This is a genomic window from Ancylobacter sp. WKF20 (assembly GCF_029760895.1).
Classification (GTDB): domain Bacteria; phylum Pseudomonadota; class Alphaproteobacteria; order Rhizobiales; family Xanthobacteraceae; genus Ancylobacter.
Map to the genome: position 1 here is coordinate 3,020,001 of NZ_CP121679.1, position 16,323 is coordinate 3,036,323.

Annotated in this window: 16 protein-coding genes (1 of these 16 cut by a window edge); 11 read left to right on the top strand and 5 right to left on the bottom strand. The window is 68.2% G+C overall.

What is annotated here, in order from left to right:
• A protein-coding gene (locus AncyloWKF20_RS13900) for an FAD-binding oxidoreductase (protein ID WP_279317977.1) crosses the window boundary here: on the top strand, window positions 1-976 show its 3' portion. 191 nt of this gene lie to the left of the window's left edge; 976 of the gene's 1,167 nt are visible here — the last part of the coding sequence; its start codon lies off the left edge, out of view; the stop codon is at window positions 974-976.
• A 12-nt stretch (window positions 977-988) separates the two neighbouring features.
• Window positions 989-1,753, top strand: coding sequence for a DUF429 domain-containing protein (locus AncyloWKF20_RS13905; protein ID WP_347710376.1), 765 nt, complete (start codon window positions 989-991; stop codon window positions 1,751-1,753).
• A 233-nt stretch (window positions 1,754-1,986) separates the two neighbouring features.
• On the opposite strand, the gene cysC is transcribed toward AncyloWKF20_RS13905, so the two are convergent.
• Both cysC and cysD read right to left on the bottom strand, forming a co-directional pair.
• Window positions 1,987-3,924 (bottom strand): adenylyl-sulfate kinase, encoded by a 1,938-nt coding sequence (gene cysC / locus AncyloWKF20_RS13910; RefSeq protein ID WP_279314617.1) that lies wholly within the window; start codon window positions 3,922-3,924, stop codon window positions 1,987-1,989.
• A gap of 11 nt (window positions 3,925-3,935) precedes the next feature.
• Window positions 3,936-4,742: a sulfate adenylyltransferase subunit 2 gene (gene cysD, locus AncyloWKF20_RS13915; RefSeq protein WP_279314618.1), complete on the bottom strand. Its 807-nt coding sequence runs from the start codon at window positions 4,740-4,742 to the stop codon at window positions 3,936-3,938.
• A gap of 135 nt (window positions 4,743-4,877) precedes the next feature.
• Between cysD and AncyloWKF20_RS13920 the strand changes: the two genes are divergently transcribed.
• From AncyloWKF20_RS13920 to cysW, 7 genes are all read left to right on the top strand, one after another.
• Window positions 4,878-5,186: a DUF2849 domain-containing protein gene (locus tag AncyloWKF20_RS13920; protein ID WP_279314619.1), complete on the top strand. Its 309-nt coding sequence runs from the start codon at window positions 4,878-4,880 to the stop codon at window positions 5,184-5,186.
• Between the two features lie 57 nt (window positions 5,187-5,243).
• The gene (locus AncyloWKF20_RS13925) at window positions 5,244-6,899 is read left to right on the top strand and encodes a nitrite/sulfite reductase (RefSeq protein WP_279314620.1); all 1,656 of its coding nucleotides are present in this window, start codon (window positions 5,244-5,246) and stop codon (window positions 6,897-6,899) included.
• Window positions 6,886-7,413 carry a DUF934 domain-containing protein gene (locus AncyloWKF20_RS13930; RefSeq protein WP_279314621.1) on the top strand — a complete coding sequence of 176 codons (528 nt, stop codon included), beginning with the start codon at window positions 6,886-6,888 and terminating at the stop codon, window positions 7,411-7,413. The genes AncyloWKF20_RS13925 and AncyloWKF20_RS13930 overlap by 14 nt, the downstream gene beginning before the upstream one ends.
• Entirely contained in the window at window positions 7,410-8,162 is a 753-nt protein-coding gene (locus AncyloWKF20_RS13935) for a phosphoadenylyl-sulfate reductase (protein WP_279314622.1), read from the top strand. The genes AncyloWKF20_RS13930 and AncyloWKF20_RS13935 overlap by 4 nt, the downstream gene beginning before the upstream one ends.
• 780 nt (window positions 8,163-8,942) lie before the next feature.
• Complete coding sequence (locus tag AncyloWKF20_RS13940; RefSeq protein ID WP_279314623.1) at window positions 8,943-9,962, top strand: sulfate ABC transporter substrate-binding protein; 1,020 nt, start codon at window positions 8,943-8,945, stop codon at window positions 9,960-9,962.
• 147 nt (window positions 9,963-10,109) lie between these two features.
• The gene (cysT, locus tag AncyloWKF20_RS13945) at window positions 10,110-10,988 is read left to right on the top strand and encodes a sulfate ABC transporter permease subunit CysT (protein ID WP_279314624.1); all 879 of its coding nucleotides are present in this window, start codon (window positions 10,110-10,112) and stop codon (window positions 10,986-10,988) included.
• Window positions 10,985-11,821: a sulfate ABC transporter permease subunit CysW gene (gene cysW / locus AncyloWKF20_RS13950; protein ID WP_279314625.1), complete on the top strand. Its 837-nt coding sequence runs from the start codon at window positions 10,985-10,987 to the stop codon at window positions 11,819-11,821. The genes cysT and cysW overlap by 4 nt, the downstream gene beginning before the upstream one ends.
• A gap of 4 nt (window positions 11,822-11,825) precedes the next feature.
• Here cysW and AncyloWKF20_RS13955 read toward each other — a convergent pair whose 3' ends face one another.
• Together AncyloWKF20_RS13955 and hisE are read right to left on the bottom strand one after the other, a co-directional pair.
• Window positions 11,826-12,407, bottom strand: coding sequence for a DedA family protein (locus AncyloWKF20_RS13955; protein ID WP_279314626.1), 582 nt, complete (start codon window positions 12,405-12,407; stop codon window positions 11,826-11,828).
• Window positions 12,408-12,439: 32 nt separating this feature from the next.
• Window positions 12,440-12,868, bottom strand: coding sequence for a phosphoribosyl-ATP diphosphatase (gene hisE / locus AncyloWKF20_RS13960; RefSeq protein ID WP_279314627.1), 429 nt, complete (start codon window positions 12,866-12,868; stop codon window positions 12,440-12,442).
• A 253-nt stretch (window positions 12,869-13,121) separates the two neighbouring features.
• On the opposite strand from hisE, the gene AncyloWKF20_RS13965 reads away from it, so the two are divergent.
• Entirely contained in the window at window positions 13,122-14,477 is a 1,356-nt protein-coding gene (locus AncyloWKF20_RS13965; RefSeq protein ID WP_279314628.1) for a D-alanyl-D-alanine carboxypeptidase, read from the top strand.
• 64 nt (window positions 14,478-14,541) lie between these two features.
• Entirely contained in the window at window positions 14,542-15,669 is a 1,128-nt protein-coding gene (locus tag AncyloWKF20_RS13970; protein ID WP_279314629.1) for a GTP-binding protein, read from the top strand.
• A 4-nt stretch (window positions 15,670-15,673) separates the two neighbouring features.
• On the opposite strand, the gene AncyloWKF20_RS13975 is transcribed toward AncyloWKF20_RS13970, so the two are convergent.
• Entirely contained in the window at window positions 15,674-16,297 is a 624-nt protein-coding gene (locus AncyloWKF20_RS13975) for a CAP domain-containing protein (RefSeq protein WP_279314630.1), read from the bottom strand.
• Window positions 16,298-16,323: the final 26 nt, after the last annotated feature.

Here is a 16,323-nt window from a genome sequence, read left to right on the forward strand (position 1 = left end):
CCGCATGTCGCTCTTCGGGCTGGAGTTCCTGCGCGGCGCCAAGGAGCGCTTCGGGCCGGACACCGATCTTGCCTGGCATGAGGGCGGCTATCTCATCCTCGCCAGCGAGACCGGGCGGCCCATTCTTGAAGCGAACCACCGCCTGCAGCAGGCCGAGGGCGCCGACATCGCGCTGATGGACCCTGCGCAGCTTGCGGCCACCTTCCCCTGGCTCAATGTCGAGGACATCGCCGCCGGCGCCTATGGCGTCTCGGGCGAGGGCTGGTTCGACGCCCATGCGCTGCTCGCCTGCCTGCGCACGGCGGCCAAGGCGCAGGGCGCGCACTTCATCACCGCCGAGGTCGCCGCTATCGAGCGCGCGGGCGACCGCATCGCCGGGGTCACGCTGACCGACGGGCGGCGCCTCGCCTGTGGCGCGCTGGTCAATGCCGCGGGTCCCTGGGCCGGCCGGGTCGCCGCCATGGCCGGCATCGTGCTGCCGGTGATCGGCAAGAAGCGCTGCGTCTTCGTCGTGCATTGCCGGACCGAGCTGCCGAAGCTGCCGCTGCTGGTCGATCCCTCCGGCTTCTATATCCGCCCGGAAGGCGCCTATCAGATCTGCGGCGCCCCGCCGGTGGAGGATCCCGACGCCGGCGATGATTTCGAGGTCGACTGGTCGGTCTTCGAGGAGACCATCTGGCCGGCGCTCGCCCACCGCATCCCGGCCATGGAGGAGCTCAAGCTCGTGCGCGCCTGGGCCGGGCATTACGAGATGAACCTGCTCGACCACAACGCGGTCATCGGCCCGCACCCGCAGGTGGCGAACTTCTACTTCATGAACGGCTTCTCCGGCCACGGCCTGCAGCAGGCCCCCGCCGCCGGGCGCGCCATCGCCGAATGGATAACGCAAGGCCGCTCCGTCTCGCTCGATCTCGACGTGTTCGGCTATGAGCGCATCGCCGCCGGACGGCCCCATGCGGAGCTGAACATCATCTGAGGGGGCAGAAGAGTGGCGCAAACACCGATGCGCGTCGCGGGGGTGGATGGCTGCCGGGGCGGCTGGGTGGCGGTGATCGTCGCGCCGGACGGGGCGATGAGCGCCCGCCGGCTCACGGCGCTCACCGACCTCATCGACGCGCCCTCCCCCCCGGACATTATCGCCATCGACATGCCGATCGGCCTGCCGGAGAGGGTGGAGGCGAAGGGCCGGGCGCCGGAGCGGCTGGTACGCCCGCTGCTCGGCGGGCGGCAGTCCAGCGTCTTCTCCATGCCCGCGCGCGCGGCAGTCTATGCCAGCGTCGACCCGGCGGTCGCGGAGGAGGCGCGCTACCGCCATGCCTGCGACGTGGCGCGGGCGACCTCGACCCCGCCCAAGGCAGTCGCCAAGCAGGCCTTTCACATCTTCCCGAAGATCATCGAGATCGACACGCTGCTGCGCGCGCGGCCCGCGCTTCAGACCCGCCTTTATGAGTGCCACCCGGAGGTGAGCTTCCGGATGCTGAACGGCGCGCCGCTCGATGTGCCGAAGAAAGTGAAGAATGCCCCGCACGCGCCGGGCCTCGCGCTCCGCCGCACCCTGCTGGAGGCGGCGGGCTTTCCCCCGGCCCTGCTCAGCGCCGCCCATGCCCGCGCCCTCAGTGTCGGCGCCGACGACCTCATCGACGCCGCGGCCGCCGCCTGGACCGCCCACCGGCTCGCGCGCGGCGAGGCGGTAAGCTTCCCCGCCCCGCCGGAACGCGACGCGCTGGGGCTGCCGATCGCCATCTGGGCCTAAGGCAACGGTGGGGGCCTATCGCATGGCGGCCCCATCCCTCACGCCGTCATGCCCGGCCCTGGGCCTGGCATCCACGACGTCGACCAGTGCGCGGGTGGCAAGACGTGGATGGCCGGGTCAAGCCCGGCCATGACGGTGTTCTGGGGGGATGGCGAGAGAGCCGGGAGACACCGATACGAGGCAACCAGTCGCGTGAGCGCCGCACCCTCAAGCCCCGACGGTCGCCCCCCGCCTCAGATACCCGCGTCGTCGGCGACGGGTTCGGCGTGACGGAACACGCCGGTCACCGCCAGCAGCGCCTCGATGCGGGCCGCCGCGGCGCTCTGGTCGAGCTTGTCGGTCTCGATGACCAGCTCGGGCGCCTCGGGGGCCTCATAGGGTGCGTCGACGCCGGTGAAGCCGCGGATCTCGCCGGCCCGCGCCTTGGCATAGAGGCCCTTGGGGTCGCGCGCCTCGCAGACATCGAGCGGGGCGGAGACGTGCACTTCATAGAAACCCGGCCCGACGATCTCGCGCACCCGCGCCCGCGCCGCGGCGGAGGGCGAGACGGCGGCGACCAGCACGACATGGCCGAGGCCCTTGAGCAGGCTCGCCACCTCACCGAGGCGGCGATTATTCTCGGCCCGCTCGCCCTCGGAGAAGCCGAGATCGCTGTTCAGCCCGGCGCGCAGCGTGTCGCCATCGAGCAGGGTGACCAGCCCGCCCCGGTCGAAAAGGCGCCGCTCCAGCGCGCGGGCGATGGTGGACTTGCCCGAGCCCGACAGGCCGGTGAGCCAGACCACCGCGCCACCATGGCCGAAGCGGGCGATCCGCTCGTCCTGCGTCACCGCCGAGGCGACCGGGGTGATGTTGCGGACGACTGGCGCCGCCACGCTTTCCGCGCCGAGCACGGAAATGATGAGGCCGCCGCCGGCGATGCGCCCGCCAAGCTCCAGCGCCACGCGGCCGGTGCGCGGGTTGAGCCCGTGCGGATCGGCGGCGATGGGGCGCGACAGCGCGAACTCGACTTCGCCCACCTGGTTGCGGCCGATGCGCTTGGATTCGAAGGTCGAGAGATGGCCGGGATCGACCACCTCATGCACCGCCGCGACGGTGGCGCGCGCCTCGGAGGTGGCGAGACGCACGATCAGCGGCGTGCCGACCTCCAGCGCCTCCTCGGCCAGCCAGAACAGCCGCACGCGCAGGCGGCGCGTGGCGTGCGGGCGGGCGGCGGGGGTGGAGAGGATCTCGCCGCGCTCGACAAAGATCTCGCGGTCGAGCGTCAGCGCGGCCGGGGCGCCGGCAGCCAGCGCCGTCAGCTCCCGCCCGGCGGGCGGCACCGGCCAGCTCTCGATGGTCTTGATCACCGCGCTCTTGCCGGAAGGCTGGAACACCACCTCGTCGCCGACCTTGAGGCTGCCGGTCTCGAGGCGGCCGGCGACGATGCGCCGGTCGTCGAACTTGTAGACCGCCTGCACGGGCATGCGCAGAGCAAGGTCGCCCGCCGCCCGCGCCGGCTCGAACCGGTCCAGCGCCTGAAGCACGGTCGGGCCGTCATACCAGGGCGTGCGCGTGCCATGGGCGGAAACGCCGTCGCCCTCGCGGGCGGAAATCGGGATCACCGCGCTCGCCCGCACGCCGAGGCCGGCGAGATAGGCGCTGATCTCGGTCTCGATCGAGCGGAACACCGTCTCGGAGAAATCGACGCGGTCCATCTTGTTCACGACCACGGCGACCTGCTTCACGCCGAGCAGGTGCAGCAGATAGCCGTGCCGCCGCGTCTGGTCGCGCACGCCCTCGGCGGCGTCGATCAGCAGGAAGGCGGCATCGGCCTGCGCCGCGCCGGTGATCATGTTGCGCAGGAATTCCGCATGGCCCGGCGCGTCGATCAGGATGATATCGCGCGAGGGGGTCTGGAAGCGGATCTGGCTGGTGTCGATGGTGATGCCCTGATCGCGCTCGGCCTGCAGGCTGTCGAGCAGGAAGGACCATTCGAAGGGCATGCCGCGCCGGGCGGAGATTTCCTTGAGCTGCTCCAGCTTCTGGCTGGGGATGCCGCCGGTCTCGTGCAGCAGGCGGCCGATCAGCGTGGACTTGCCGTGATCGACATGGCCGACGATGACGATGCGCACGAGCTGGCGGTCAGCGGCGGCGACGGGCGCGGGCGTGGTGAAATTGGTCACAGCAGACATGGCGTCCGACCTCACAGATAGCCGGCGACGCGCAGTCGCTCGAAGGAATCTTCGGACTCATGGTCCATCGCCCGGCCGGAACGCTCGGGCACCTTGGTGGTGGCAAGCTCGATCAGGATCTCATCGATCGTCGCCGCCGGCGAGGCGACCGGGAAGGTGATATCCTGGTCGCCGAGCGAGCGGTAGCGCTTGCCGTCCTTCGAGAAGTACAGCGGGATGACGGGAATGTTCTCGCGCTTGGTGTAGGCCCAGATGTCGAGCTCGGTCCAATGCAGGATCGGGTGGACGCGCAAGTGAGCGCCGGCCGGCAGCGTGGCGTTGAAATGATCCCAGAACTCCGGGGGCTGCTCGCGCACGTTCCAGTCGCCTTCCAGCCCGCGCGGGGAGAAGACGCGCTCCTTGGCGCGGGTCGCCTCCTCGTCGCGACGGATGCCGGCGACCACGGCGTCGAAGCCGAACTTCTCCAGCGCGAGCTTCAGGCCTTCCGTCTTGCGCGCGGCCGAGCGGGTGGCCGGCGGCAGGGTCGGGTCCATCTGCTCCAGCGGCGGGCACGGCTCGACACGCAAATCGAGGCCCCACTCCCCGGCATAATGGTCGCGGAAATCGTACATTTCCTTGAACTTCTTGCCGGTATCGACATGCATGACCGGGAACGGCACATGGCCGAGAAAGGCCTTGCGCGCCAGCCAGATCATCACGTTGGAATCCTTGCCGAGCGACCACAGCAGCGCCATGCGCTTCATGCGCGCAAAAGCCTCCCGGAAGATGTAGATACTCTGAGCCTCGAGCTCGTCGAGCCGGTCGTCGGCGGTGGACATGGTGAGCACTCTGTTTATGTTCCCGTCCCGAACGGAAACTAATTACACGTCATTTTCGTGCATTTAATTCTTTTGCACGTTCTAAATTGGTGTTATGCAGACCCAACCCATCCGTCAACAGGAAATTGGAAGCTCATGGCGGCGCCGCAGCAGCAGAAACTGAAGGTCAACGGCCCCGTCACGGTGACGGCAAACCGGCTGACGGACGGGGCTGTGGTGTGGCGCACGGCCGATGGCGGCTGGTCGGCGGACCTTGCCGACGCCGCGATCGTGACGACGTCTGACGCCGCCATCGCCCTGCTCGCCGCCGCGCAGCAGCGCGATATCGAGGCGGTCGGCGCCTATGTGGCCCCGGTCCTGCTTGGCGAGGATGGCTCGGTCCAGCCGGGGAACCTGCGCGAACGCATCCGCGTCGCCGGCCCCACTTTCGAGCTGCCGCACTGATTTACCAGCCAGCGTGACCGCACGCTTATCTGCACGACGCACAAGGCGAAGCCGACCATGTATGTCTATGACGAATTCGACCGCGCCTTCCTGGCCGAACGCGTCGCGGAATTCCGCGACCAGGTCGGCCGGCGCCTGTCCGGCGCGCTGAGCGAGGACGAGTTCAAGCCGCTGCGGCTGATGAACGGCGTCTATCTGCAGCTGCACGCCTATATGCTGCGCATCGCCATTCCCTATGGCACGCTGAATTCCCACCAGCTCCGCCGCATGGCCCATGTCGCCCGCCGCTATGATCGCGGCTATGGCCATTTCACCACGCGGCAGAACATCCAGTTCAACTGGATCAAGCTGGAGGAACTGCCGGAGGCGATGGCCGCGCTGGCCGAGGTCGGCGTCCACGGCATCCAGACCTCGGGCAACTGCATCCGCAACGTCACCACCGACCAGTGGGCCGGCGCCACGCCCGGCGAGTATGATGACCCGCGCATCTGGGCGGAGATCCTGCGCCAGTACTCGACGCTGCACCCCGAATTCACCTACCTGCCGCGCAAGTTCAAGATCGCCATCACCGCCGCCCCGCAGGACCGTGCCGCCATCAAGGTGCATGATGTCGGCCTGCGCCTCCACCGCAACGAGGCGGGCGAGCTCGGCTTCGAGGTGCTGGTCGGCGGCGGTCTCGGCCGCACGCCTTTCGTCGGCAAGCTGGTGCGCCCCTTCCTGCCGGCGCGCGACCTGCTGAGCTACATTGAAGCGATCATGCGCGTGTACAATCAGTACGGGCGCCGCGACAACATCTACAAGGCGCGCATCAAGATCCTCGTCCACGAGATCGGCGCGGAGGAATTCTCCAAGGCCGTCGAGGCCGAATGGGAGGCGATCCGCGAGGGCGCCCTCAAGATGACCGACGAGATGATCGCCGAGATCCGCGGCCGCTTCCTCTACCCGGACTTCGCCACGCTGGCCGACAACCCGCCGGAGCTGGCCGAGGCGCTGAAGGATGCGCGCTTCGCCACCTGGCACGCCAATTCGGTGCACACCCACAAGGTGCCCGGCCACGCCATCGTCACCATCTCGCTCAAACCCGTCGGCGCGCCTCCCGGGGACGCCACGGCCGACCAGATGGATGTCGTCGCCGACCTTGCCGACCGCTACGCCTTCGGCGAGATCCGCGTCGGCCATGAGCAGAATCTCTGCCTGCCCAATGTCGCGCAGAAGGATCTGCCGGCGCTGTGGGCGGCGCTTGACGCGGCGGGCCTTGCCACGCCGAACGTCAACCATGTGAGCGACATCATCGCCTGCCCGGGCCTTGATTATTGCTCGCTGGCCAATGCCCGCGCCATTCCGGTGGCGCAGGAAATCGCCAAGCGCTTCTCCGACCTCGACCGCTCGCGCGGCATCGGCCGGCTGCACATCAACATCTCCGGCTGCATCAATGCGTGCGGCCATCACCATGTCGGCCATATCGGCATTCTCGGCGTCGAGAAGAACGGCCAGGAATTCTACCAGATCACGCTGGGTGGGCGCGCCGACGAAAAGGCCCAGCTCGGCACCCTGCTCGGACCAGCCGTGTCCTATGAGCAGGTCCCGGGCCTTATCGAAGACGTGGTGGAGACCTATCTAGAACTGAGAGCGGGCCCGCAGGAGCTTTTCATCGACACCGTCGCCCGCCTCGGCGTCGAGCCCTTCAAGGAGCGCGTCTATGCCGCTCATTGAGAATGGACAGATCATCGAGGATCGCTTCCTGCGCGTGGCCGACGAGGACGCGCTGCCCGAGGGCGTGCCCGTGCTCATCGGCGCCGACCGCTTCCTGAAGGAGGCCGCCGCGCTCAAGGGTCGTCAGGCTCCTGTCGGCATCATCTGGCCGAACAACCGGCCCATCGCCGATATCGCCCCCTATCTCGACCAGCTCTCGCTGATCGCGCTCAACTTCCCGACCTTCCGCGACGGGCGCGCCTACAGCCAGGCGCGGCTGCTGCGCGAGCGGCTCGGCTGGACCGGGCCGCTGCGCGCCATCGGCCAGGTGCTGCGCGACCAGTTCCTGCTGATGGAGCGCTCGGGCTTCGATCAGGTCGATGCGGTGAAGCCGGCCGATGCCGATGCCTTCGATGAAGCGGTGCACCGCTACACCGTGTTCTACCAGCCCGCGACCCCCGACGAGCGCCCGAGTCTTCTGCGCCAGCGCCTCGGCCGCACCGTGTCCGGCGTCCCCGCGGGAGTGCCGAAATGAGCCTCGCCCAGCGCAGCGATGACAGCCTCTTCGTCAGCCTGCCGCCCGACGCGATCGAGGCGCGGCTGGCGGCGCTGAATCACGCGCTGGAAGCCGCCACGCCGGCCGAGATCATTGGTGAGGCCGCGCGCACGGTCGGGCCGGGCAAGCTGGCGCTGGTCTCCTCCTTCGGCACGGAATCGGCGGTGCTGCTCGCCTTCATGGCCGAGGTCGACCCGTCTATCCCGGTGGTGTTTCTCGACACCGGCTGGCTGTTCGAGGAAACGCTGGCCTATCGCGACACGCTCACCCGCCAGCTCGGCCTCACGGATGTGCGCACCCTGCTGCCGGATGCCGCGCGGCTGGCGGAAATGGACGCCGAGCGCGACCTGTGGTTTTCCGACCCCGATGCCTGCTGCCGCATCCGCAAGGTCGAGCCGCTCGCCCGCGCGCTGAAAGGTTTCGACGGCTGGCTGAACGGGCGCAAGCGCTATCAGGGTGGCCTGCGCGCCTCCATCCCCGTGGTGGAACGCGACGGCGCCCGGCTGAAGTTCAACCCGCTGGCCAATCTCGACCGCGCCGATGTGGAAGCCGCCCATGCGCGCTTCAACCTGCCGGCGCATCCGCTGGTCGCCAAGGGCTTCGCCTCCGTCGGCTGCATGCCCTGCACCAGCCGGGCGAGCGCGGAAGAAGGCCGCGCCGGCCGCTGGGCCGGCCGCGCCAAGACCGAATGCGGCATCCACACGCTGCTGAACACCGTCGAGAGCTGAACCGCGCGACCGTGTCCCGGCCCCGCGACGGGCAAGCCGTAGCGCCGAGCGCCTCCCACCCTCACGCCGTCATGGCCGTCCCCGGACTTGATCCGGGGATCAACCCGGCCATCCACGACTTGGGGCACGCACACTCAGGAAAGTCGTGGATCCCCGGGTCAAGCCCGGGGATGACGGCGTATCGGCTGGCACGGGCCGGGCAAGAGCGCCACCTCAGCATGACGACCGTCACTTGGGCGGCCTCCTCCACCGGAGCACCGTCATGGCCGGGCTTGGCCCGGCCATCCACGACTTCGGTTCCGCAGTCGACCGGCCACGTCATGGATGCCCGGCCCAAGGCCGGGCATGACGGCGTGACAAAGGGGACGGGTGGCTCCTCACGTCACACGACAAACGAAAGCGCTTCGCGGGTCTCTCCTGGGCCCCGGATCAGCGCTGCGCGTCGCGCCGCTTGTCCGGGGAACGTGGGCGGCGGGGATGACAGCATGCGGTACGGCGCGGGCCGCCCACGGGCAACCGTGTCCCGGCCCAGCGACGGCGAAGCCGGAGCGCCGAGCCGGGATCCAGCGCAGGACTCCGCCAAAGGCGTCTCATTTGACGCGGAGACAAGGCCGCACCGCCCCTGCGTCAGCCGGCTGCGACGCAGCATTTTCACACACCAGCCGCGTACATAAATTTAATTTCTATATCCTATGTAGTTTTTATATTGACCACGCTCCGGCGCCGTGGAAATCTCCGCCCAACGTATCGCAGGCGCCCAGGCGCCGGGGGAGAAAGTCCATGACGTTCCGTTTCAAGTCGGTGGCCGCGGCCGCCCTGATCGCGGCCTTCGCTGCACCGCTGGTTGCCCCGCTCGCCGCCCGCGCGGCGGATGTGACGCTGCTCAACGTGTCCTATGACCCGACGCGCGAGCTGTACCAGCAGTACAACAAGATCTTCGCCGACAAGTACAAGGCCGAGACCGGCAAGACCCTCGAGATCAAGGCCTCGCATGGCGGCTCCGGCAAGCAGGCGCGCTCGGTGATCGACGGGCTCGAGGCCGATGTGGTGACGCTGGCGCTCGCCTATGACATCGACGCCATCGCCGACAAGGGCTTCCTGGCGCAGGACTGGCAGAAGCGCCTGCCGGACAACTCCTCGCCCTACACCTCGACCATCGTGTTCCTCGTGCGCAAGGGCAACCCGAAGGGCATCAAGGACTGGGGCGACCTCATCAAGTCCGACGTGAAGGTCATCACCCCGAACCCGAAGACCTCGGGCGGGGCGCGCTGGAACTACCTCGCCGCCTGGGCCTGGGCGCTGAAGACCTACGGCTCCGAGGACAAGGCCAAGCAGTTCGTGCAGAACCTCTACAAGAACGTGCCCGTGCTCGACACCGGCGCGCGCGGCTCCACCGTCACCTTCACCGAGCGCGGCGTCGGCGACGTGCTGCTCGCCTGGGAGAACGAGGCGTTCCTGTCCAAGAAGGAATTCGGCGACGACAAGTTCGACATCGTCGTCCCCACCCTCTCCATCCTCGCCGAGCCGCCGGTCGCGGTGGTCGACAAGGTGGTCGACAAGAAGGGCACCCGCGCCGTCGCCGAGGCCTATCTGAAGTTCCTCTACACCAAGGACGGCCAGAAGCTGGCCGCCGAGAACTTCTACCGCCCGCGCGACCCCGAGATCGCCAAGCAGTATGAGAAGGTGTTCCCCAAGGTCGACCTCGTGACCATTGACGACCCGGCCTTCGGCGGCTGGCGCAAGGCGCAGAAGACCCACTTCTCCGATGGCGGCGTGTTCGACCAGATCTACGCCAACTGAGCGGCCGCGCCGGCTGGACACACTGGCCTGACTAGCCTGATCGTCCACCTCACTGCACTCATCGGTCACGCCGATATCGACGCCGGGCCTTTCACGGGTCCGGCGTTCGCCATAAGATGATACGGTCGGGAAAAAGCCTTGAGCGACATGACCTTGGATGCACATTCGCCGGCGGCGGCCGCGCCTTCGGCCCGGTTCCGGCGCGCGCACAGCGTGCTGCCGGGCTTCGGCCTCACGCTGGGCCTCACCTTGCTCTGGCTGTCCCTGGTGGTGCTGATCCCCCTCGCGGCGCTGTTCCTGAAGACCGCGGAACTGCCGCCCGAGCGTATCCTGGCCATTCTCACCGCGCCTAGAACGTTGAACGCGCTGAAGATTTCCTTTGGCCTCTCGCTGGTGGCGGCGAGCATCAACCTCGTCATCGGCACGGTCATCGTCTGGGCGATCGTGCGCTACGAGTTCCCCGGCCGCCGGGTGCTGGACGCGCTGATCGACATCCCCTTCGCCCTCCCCACCGCCGTCGCCGGCATCGCCCTGACCACCCTCTATGCCGAGAATGGCTGGATCGGCAGCCTGCTCGTGCCCTTCGGAATCAAGGTCGCCTTCACCCCGCTCGGCATCCTTATCGCCTTGATATTCATAGGACTTCCCTTCGTGGTGCGGACCGTCCAGCCGGTGCTGGAAGACCTCGACCACGAGCTGGAGGAGGCCGCCGCCACGCTCGGCGCCGGGCGCTGGACGACCATCACGCGGGTGGTGCTGCCCTCCATCCTGCCCGCCCTGCTCACCGGCTTCGCCCTCGCCTTCGCCCGCGCGGTCGGCGAATACGGCTCGGTGATCTTCATCGCCGGCAACCTGCCGAACGTGTCGGAAATCGCGCCGCTCCTGATCGTGATCCGGCTGGAGGAATTCCGCTACGCCGACGCCACCACGATCGCCGCCACGATGCTCGTCGCCTCGTTCATTTTGCTGTTCATCATCAATGGCTTGCAGCGCTGGTCCGAGCGCCGCAGCGGGAGGGCGGCATGAGCCAGACCCCGATCCGCAGCGAACCGCGCCTGGTCAAATGGGCCATCGTGACGCTGGCCGCGCTGTTCGTCGCCCTGTTCATCGTGCTGCCGCTGATCAACGTCTTCGCGCAGGCGCTGTCCAAGGGCTGGGAGGCCTACAGCGCCGCCCTGATCGAACCGGACGCCCTCGCCGCCATCGAGCTGACGCTGATGGTCACCGCCCTGTCGGTCACCGCCAACACGGTGATGGGCCTCGTCATGGCCTGGGCGATCACGAAATTCTCGTTTCCCGGCAAGAGCTTCCTGATCACGCTGATCGACCTGCCGTTCTCCGTCTCCCCGGTCGTCGCGGGCCTCGTCTTCGTGCTGCTGTTCGGCGCGCAGGGCTATTTCGGGCCGTGGCTGAGTGATCATGGCTGGCGGATCATCTTCGCCTGGCCGGGCATCACGCTGGCGACGATCTTCGTCACCTTCCCCTTTGTCGCCCGCGAACTGATCCCGCTGATGCAGGAACAGGGCACGACCGAGGAAGAGGCGGCGGTGACGCTCGGCGCCGGCGGCTGGCGGGTGTTCAGCCGCGTGACCCTGCCCAACATCAAATGGGCGCTGCTCTACGGCGTACTGCTCTGCAACGCCCGCGCCATGGGCGAATTCGGCGCCGTTTCCGTGGTGTCCGGCCATGTGCGCGGAGAAACCAACACCATCCCGCTGCAGGTCGAGATCCTCTATAACGAGTACCAGTTCCAGGCCTCCTTCGCGGTGGCCTCGCTGCTCGCCCTGCTTGCCATCGTCACGCTGCTGGCCAAGGTGGCGCTGGAAGCCCGCCTCGGTGCCCGCAGCGGGCGGCATTGAGCCCTCAGAACAGATAGAGCGCGATCAGGAACCCGCCGACGATGGTCACCGCCAGCAGCGCGGTGACGAAGCCGAGCCGCTCCTCGATGAAGTGCCGCGCGCGCGGGCCCATCCAGTGCAGCAGCCCGGCCACCATGAAGAAGCGCAGGCCGCGCGTGATGACCGAGAGAACCACGAACCAGAACAGGCTGTAATGCGCGAAGCCTGAGGTGATGGTCACCACCTTGTAGGGGATCGGCGTCAGTCCCTTGATCAGGATGATCCAGTGGCCATAGTGCTGGTAGGCCTGCGTAAACGCCTCGACCTTGTCGCCATAGCCATAGAGCTGGATCAGGAACAGCCCGACGCTCTCATAAAGCAGCGCCCCGATGGCATAGCCGAGCAGCCCGCCCACCACGGAGGCGGCGGTGCAGATGCCGGCATAGAACCAGGCGAGCTTGGGCCGCGCGAGGCACATCGGCACCAGCATCACGTCGGGCGGCACCGGAAAAAACGAACTCTCCGCGAAGGAGACCCCGGCGAGCGCCCAGGGCGCGGACGGGCGTTCGGCGAGGTCGATCACCCACTGGTAGAGACGGCGCAGCATGAGGGCTCCTGAAGGGCGGGACGAGGCCGCCGTCAGCGGCGGCGATTGCCGCGCCGGCCGGGATCAGCAGCCTCGCCGAGGTCGCCTCCCTCATGCAGGCTTAGGGCCAGAAGGTCCAGCGTTACCGCGTGCGCCCCGTCGACGGGCGAGCGTTTCGGCAGTTTTTCCGCGAGGCCAAGCAGCGCCTCGCGCCGGTCCATCTCGGCCCAGACATCAGCGGGGAGGATCCCCAGTTCCACCCACAGCACGACCAGATTGTAGATGAGATCGGCGCTTTCGCGGATCGCCCCGGCAATGTCGCCCTGAACCGCATCGAGCGAGACCTCGACCGCCTCCTCCGCCACTTTCTTGGCGATGAAGTGCCGCCCCTTGGCGAACAGGCGGGTGGTACGCGGGGCGACAAGGCGCCCGCGGCGCGTCGCAACCACGGCATCATGCAAGCGGTGGATCGAATCGCTCATGGCATCAGCCTAGGACGACATTTGTGAAGCCGTTGTGTCGCCACAAGCGCGTGCGAAGCTTGCGTGAATAAGACAGGGCCTCCCGGCCCTGGCCAACGGACGAAATGAGCGGCGCGACCTCGCGCCCTTATGATCGGACGCTCCCCGCGGCCGGTCCGTCGTTTTTGATCCGACGCCGCAAACGGTTTATGCAAGAATTTCGGGTAGCGGTTGTTCTACCGCCGGTCGACGCTGGAAAACGGAACCTAGACGCGTGACGCATTCTTCCCTCTCCCGCGCCCGCCCCGCGCGCCTTGGCGGCTTTGCCTTCCCCCTGATGCTGGCGCTCGCGCTGGCGCCGCTAGCCTTTGCCACGGCAGCCCGGGCCACGCCCGCGCTGGTCGTTGAGGTCGACAGCGGCAAGGTGCTGATGGCGGAGGATGCAACCAAGCCGTGGTATCCCGCCTCCGTCACCAAGCTGATGACCGCCTATGTGACGCTGAAGGCGATCCGCGCCGGCCGCGTCACTCCGCAGACGCTCGTCACCGTTACCGAAACCGCCTCCGCGCAGCAGCCGTCGAAGATGGGCTTCAAGGTCGGCACGCAGGTCACCGTCGACAACGCGCTCAAGATGATGCTGGTGAAGTCGGCCAACGACATGGCGGTGGTGCTGGCCGAAGGCGTCGGCGGCAATTACGCCAGCTTCATCGCCGAGATGAACGCCAGCGCCCGTGAACTCGGCATGGACGGCACGCATTACGCCAACCCGAACGGCCTGCCGGACCCCAACCAGGTCACCACGGCACGCGATCTCGCCATCCTCACCCGCGCCATCCTCACCGAGTTTCCCGAGCAGTCGGAGCTGTTCCGCATTCCGGCGATCAAGCTCGGCAACGCGGTGATCCGCAATTACAACAAGCTGATCGACCGCTACCCCGGCGCGGACGGGATGAAGACCGGCTTCATCTGCGCCTCCGGCTTCAATCTGGTCGCCACCGCGCATCGCGGCGACAAGCGGCTGATCGCGGTGGTGCTCGGCACCAATTCCGGCAAGGACCGCACGGAACAGGCCGCTCTCCTGCTGGAGAAGGGCTTCCAGCATTCATGGAAGATCTTCGGCGCGGTGTCGCCGACCGTGGATTCGCTGCGCAATGAGGGCGGCACCCCGACCGACATGCGCGCGCAGGTGTGCGGCGGCAAGCGCAAGAACACCGCCTCGGAAGCCGATGATGATAGCGGACCCGCGGCCACCAGCTTCGTCGCCGCCGGCATGGGCAGCCTCGGCGACAATGTGACGGGCGCGAGCCTCCTGCAGAAGCTGCCGCCCTCCATGCCGCCGGTCGAGGTTTTCGTCGGCCCCTTCCCGAGCGCGGAGGCGCTGGCGGCCGCTTATCCCCCGCCGCCGGAGAAGAAGAAGCCGGTCGCCGCCAAGGACAAGCCCGCCGCCAAGAAGAAACCCGGCCCGACCACGGCGGTGATCGACGCCAGCCCCCTGCCCGCGCCCAAGCCTGCCGGGAAGCCGGCGGCGGCAAAGCCCGCGGCGAAGCCGGCCAGCAAGCCGGCCGCCGCGCCATTGCCGAATCCCGCCGCGGCGACTACCTACCCCACCGTTCCCCCGCCGCCGCAATAGTCGGCCACCGCCTCGCCGGCCCTCATCACAAGGCCGTCTGGCCCGGGCTGGCAAGGATGAAGACATGAGCGACGCCGCGCGCCAGCCGCCCGAGCCTATTCCGGTCACCCTGCTCACCGGCTTTCTCGGTGCGGGCAAGACCACGCTGCTCAACCGGCTGCTGCAGGATCCCGGCCTCGCCGACACGGCCGTGCTGATCAACGAGTTCGGTGAGATCGGGCTCGATCACCTGCTGGTGCAGCATTTCGACGATGCCACCGTGCTGCTCGCCTCCGGCTGCCTGTGCTGCACCGTGCGTGGCGATCTGGTGGAGGGGCTCGAGCAGCTCCTGCGGCGGATGGACAATGGCGTGATCCCGCCCTTCCACCGCGTGGTGATCGAGACCACCGGCCTCGCCGATCCCGCGCCTATCCTGCATGTGCTGATGATGCATCCCTATCTGGTGATGCGCTTCCGGCTCGACGGCGTGGTGACGGTGGTCGATGCGGTGAACGGTCTGTCCACGCTGGACGAGCACCCTGAATCCGTGCGTCAGGCGGCGATTTCCGATCGGATCGTGCTGACCAAGACGGACCTGCTGGACAGCCCCGAGCGGGTGGCGGGCGCGAACGCGCTGCGGGCTCGGCTACGGGCGCTGGCGCCCGGCGCCCCGGTGCTCGACGCCGCACGCGGCGAGGCCAGCGCGGCCAATCTGCTAGGCGCCGGCCTCTACGATCCCGCGAGCAAGATACCCGACGTGTCGCGCTGGCTGGCCGATGAGGTGATCGCCGCCGCCGAGGCCGAGAGCCGCCTGCACGCGCATGACCATAACCGCCATGACGACCGCATCCGCGCCTTCACCGTCGCCACCGAAGCGCCGGTGTCGGCGGCGGCGATCGACATGTTTCTGGAGCTGGTGCGCGGCACGCATGGCTCAAAGCTCCTGCGCCTCAAGGGCATCGTGAAGCTGGCCGAGGATCCCGAGCATCCACTCGTGCTGCATGGCGTGCAGCATGTGCTGCACCCGCCGAGCCAGCTTCCGGCCTGGCCGGACGAGGACCGGCGGACCCGTCTCGTCATGATCGTGCGCGATGTCGAGCCGGCGGTCATCCGCCGGCTGTTCGACGCCTTCATGGGCCTGCCGGCGCCGGACCGTCCCGACGCCAAGGCGCTGACCGACAACCCTCTGGCGCCGGCCACGCTGCGCCGCTGACCGCCTATTGCGGCGGCAGCGCCATCCCGTTCAGGTTGAGCGTCGTCGTGCCGATGGCCGGCGCCGGTGCGGCGGCCGGGGTCGCGGGCGTGGCGGGAGCCTCGGCGCGCGGGTCCGGCACCGCGATGACCATCGCCCAGTAGACGCTGTATTTGGAGCGCGGCGCGCGCACTGCCGCGATGCCGAGCCGCGTCGCCTTGGGCAGCAGCATGTTCTTGTTGTGCGAGGGCGAATCCCGCCAGCCGGAGAAGGCTTCCGCGAGGGTGTGATAGCCCGCGCCGACATTCTCCGCCGCCGAGAGCCCGGTGAAGCCCGCCGCCTTCAGCCGCACGGTGAGGCCGCGCCCGCCAATATTGTGCGAGAGCTGGTCGGCGCTCGCCATGGCCTTGGCCTGCCGCTCGGCCACCGCCATCAGCGTCGGGTCGATGGTCACGGCGGGCAGGCCGCGCGCCTGGCGATAATCGCTCAGCAGCGAGGCGGCCGCCTGCGGGTCGAGAACCCCGCCCTTGGAGATGTCGGCATAGAACGTCTCGCTCACCGGGATGGTCGTTGGCTCGGCCGCGCAGCCCGCGACGAGCAGGCTGGCGAGAAGAGCCGCGGCGAGGCGTTTCGGCGATGACAGAAGCATGAAGGCTCGCGGGTGAGGGAGAGCAG

Bases quoted from the DNA above. Each gene is read 5' to 3' on its own strand.
- cysC (WP_279314617.1), bottom strand. From the start codon at position 3,924: ATGTCTGCTGTGACCAATTTCACCACGCCCGCGCCCGTCGCCGCCGCT.
- cysD (WP_279314618.1), bottom strand. From the start codon at position 4,742: ATGTCCACCGCCGACGACCGGCTCGACGAGCTCGAGGCTCAGAGTATC.
- AncyloWKF20_RS13920 (WP_279314619.1), top strand. From the start codon at position 4,878: ATGGCGGCGCCGCAGCAGCAGAAACTGAAGGTCAACGGCCCCGTCACG.
- AncyloWKF20_RS13925 (WP_279314620.1), top strand. From the start codon at position 5,244: ATGTATGTCTATGACGAATTCGACCGCGCCTTCCTGGCCGAACGCGTC.
- AncyloWKF20_RS13930 (WP_279314621.1), top strand. From the start codon at position 6,886: ATGCCGCTCATTGAGAATGGACAGATCATCGAGGATCGCTTCCTGCGC.
- AncyloWKF20_RS13935 (WP_279314622.1), top strand. From the start codon at position 7,410: ATGAGCCTCGCCCAGCGCAGCGATGACAGCCTCTTCGTCAGCCTGCCG.
- AncyloWKF20_RS13940 (WP_279314623.1), top strand. From the start codon at position 8,943: ATGACGTTCCGTTTCAAGTCGGTGGCCGCGGCCGCCCTGATCGCGGCC.
- cysT (WP_279314624.1), top strand. From the start codon at position 10,110: ATGACCTTGGATGCACATTCGCCGGCGGCGGCCGCGCCTTCGGCCCGG.
- cysW (WP_279314625.1), top strand. From the start codon at position 10,985: ATGAGCCAGACCCCGATCCGCAGCGAACCGCGCCTGGTCAAATGGGCC.
- AncyloWKF20_RS13955 (WP_279314626.1), bottom strand. From the start codon at position 12,407: ATGCTGCGCCGTCTCTACCAGTGGGTGATCGACCTCGCCGAACGCCCG.
- hisE (WP_279314627.1), bottom strand. From the start codon at position 12,868: ATGAGCGATTCGATCCACCGCTTGCATGATGCCGTGGTTGCGACGCGC.
- AncyloWKF20_RS13970 (WP_279314629.1), top strand. From the start codon at position 14,542: ATGAGCGACGCCGCGCGCCAGCCGCCCGAGCCTATTCCGGTCACCCTG.
- AncyloWKF20_RS13975 (WP_279314630.1), bottom strand. From the start codon at position 16,297: ATGCTTCTGTCATCGCCGAAACGCCTCGCCGCGGCTCTTCTCGCCAGC.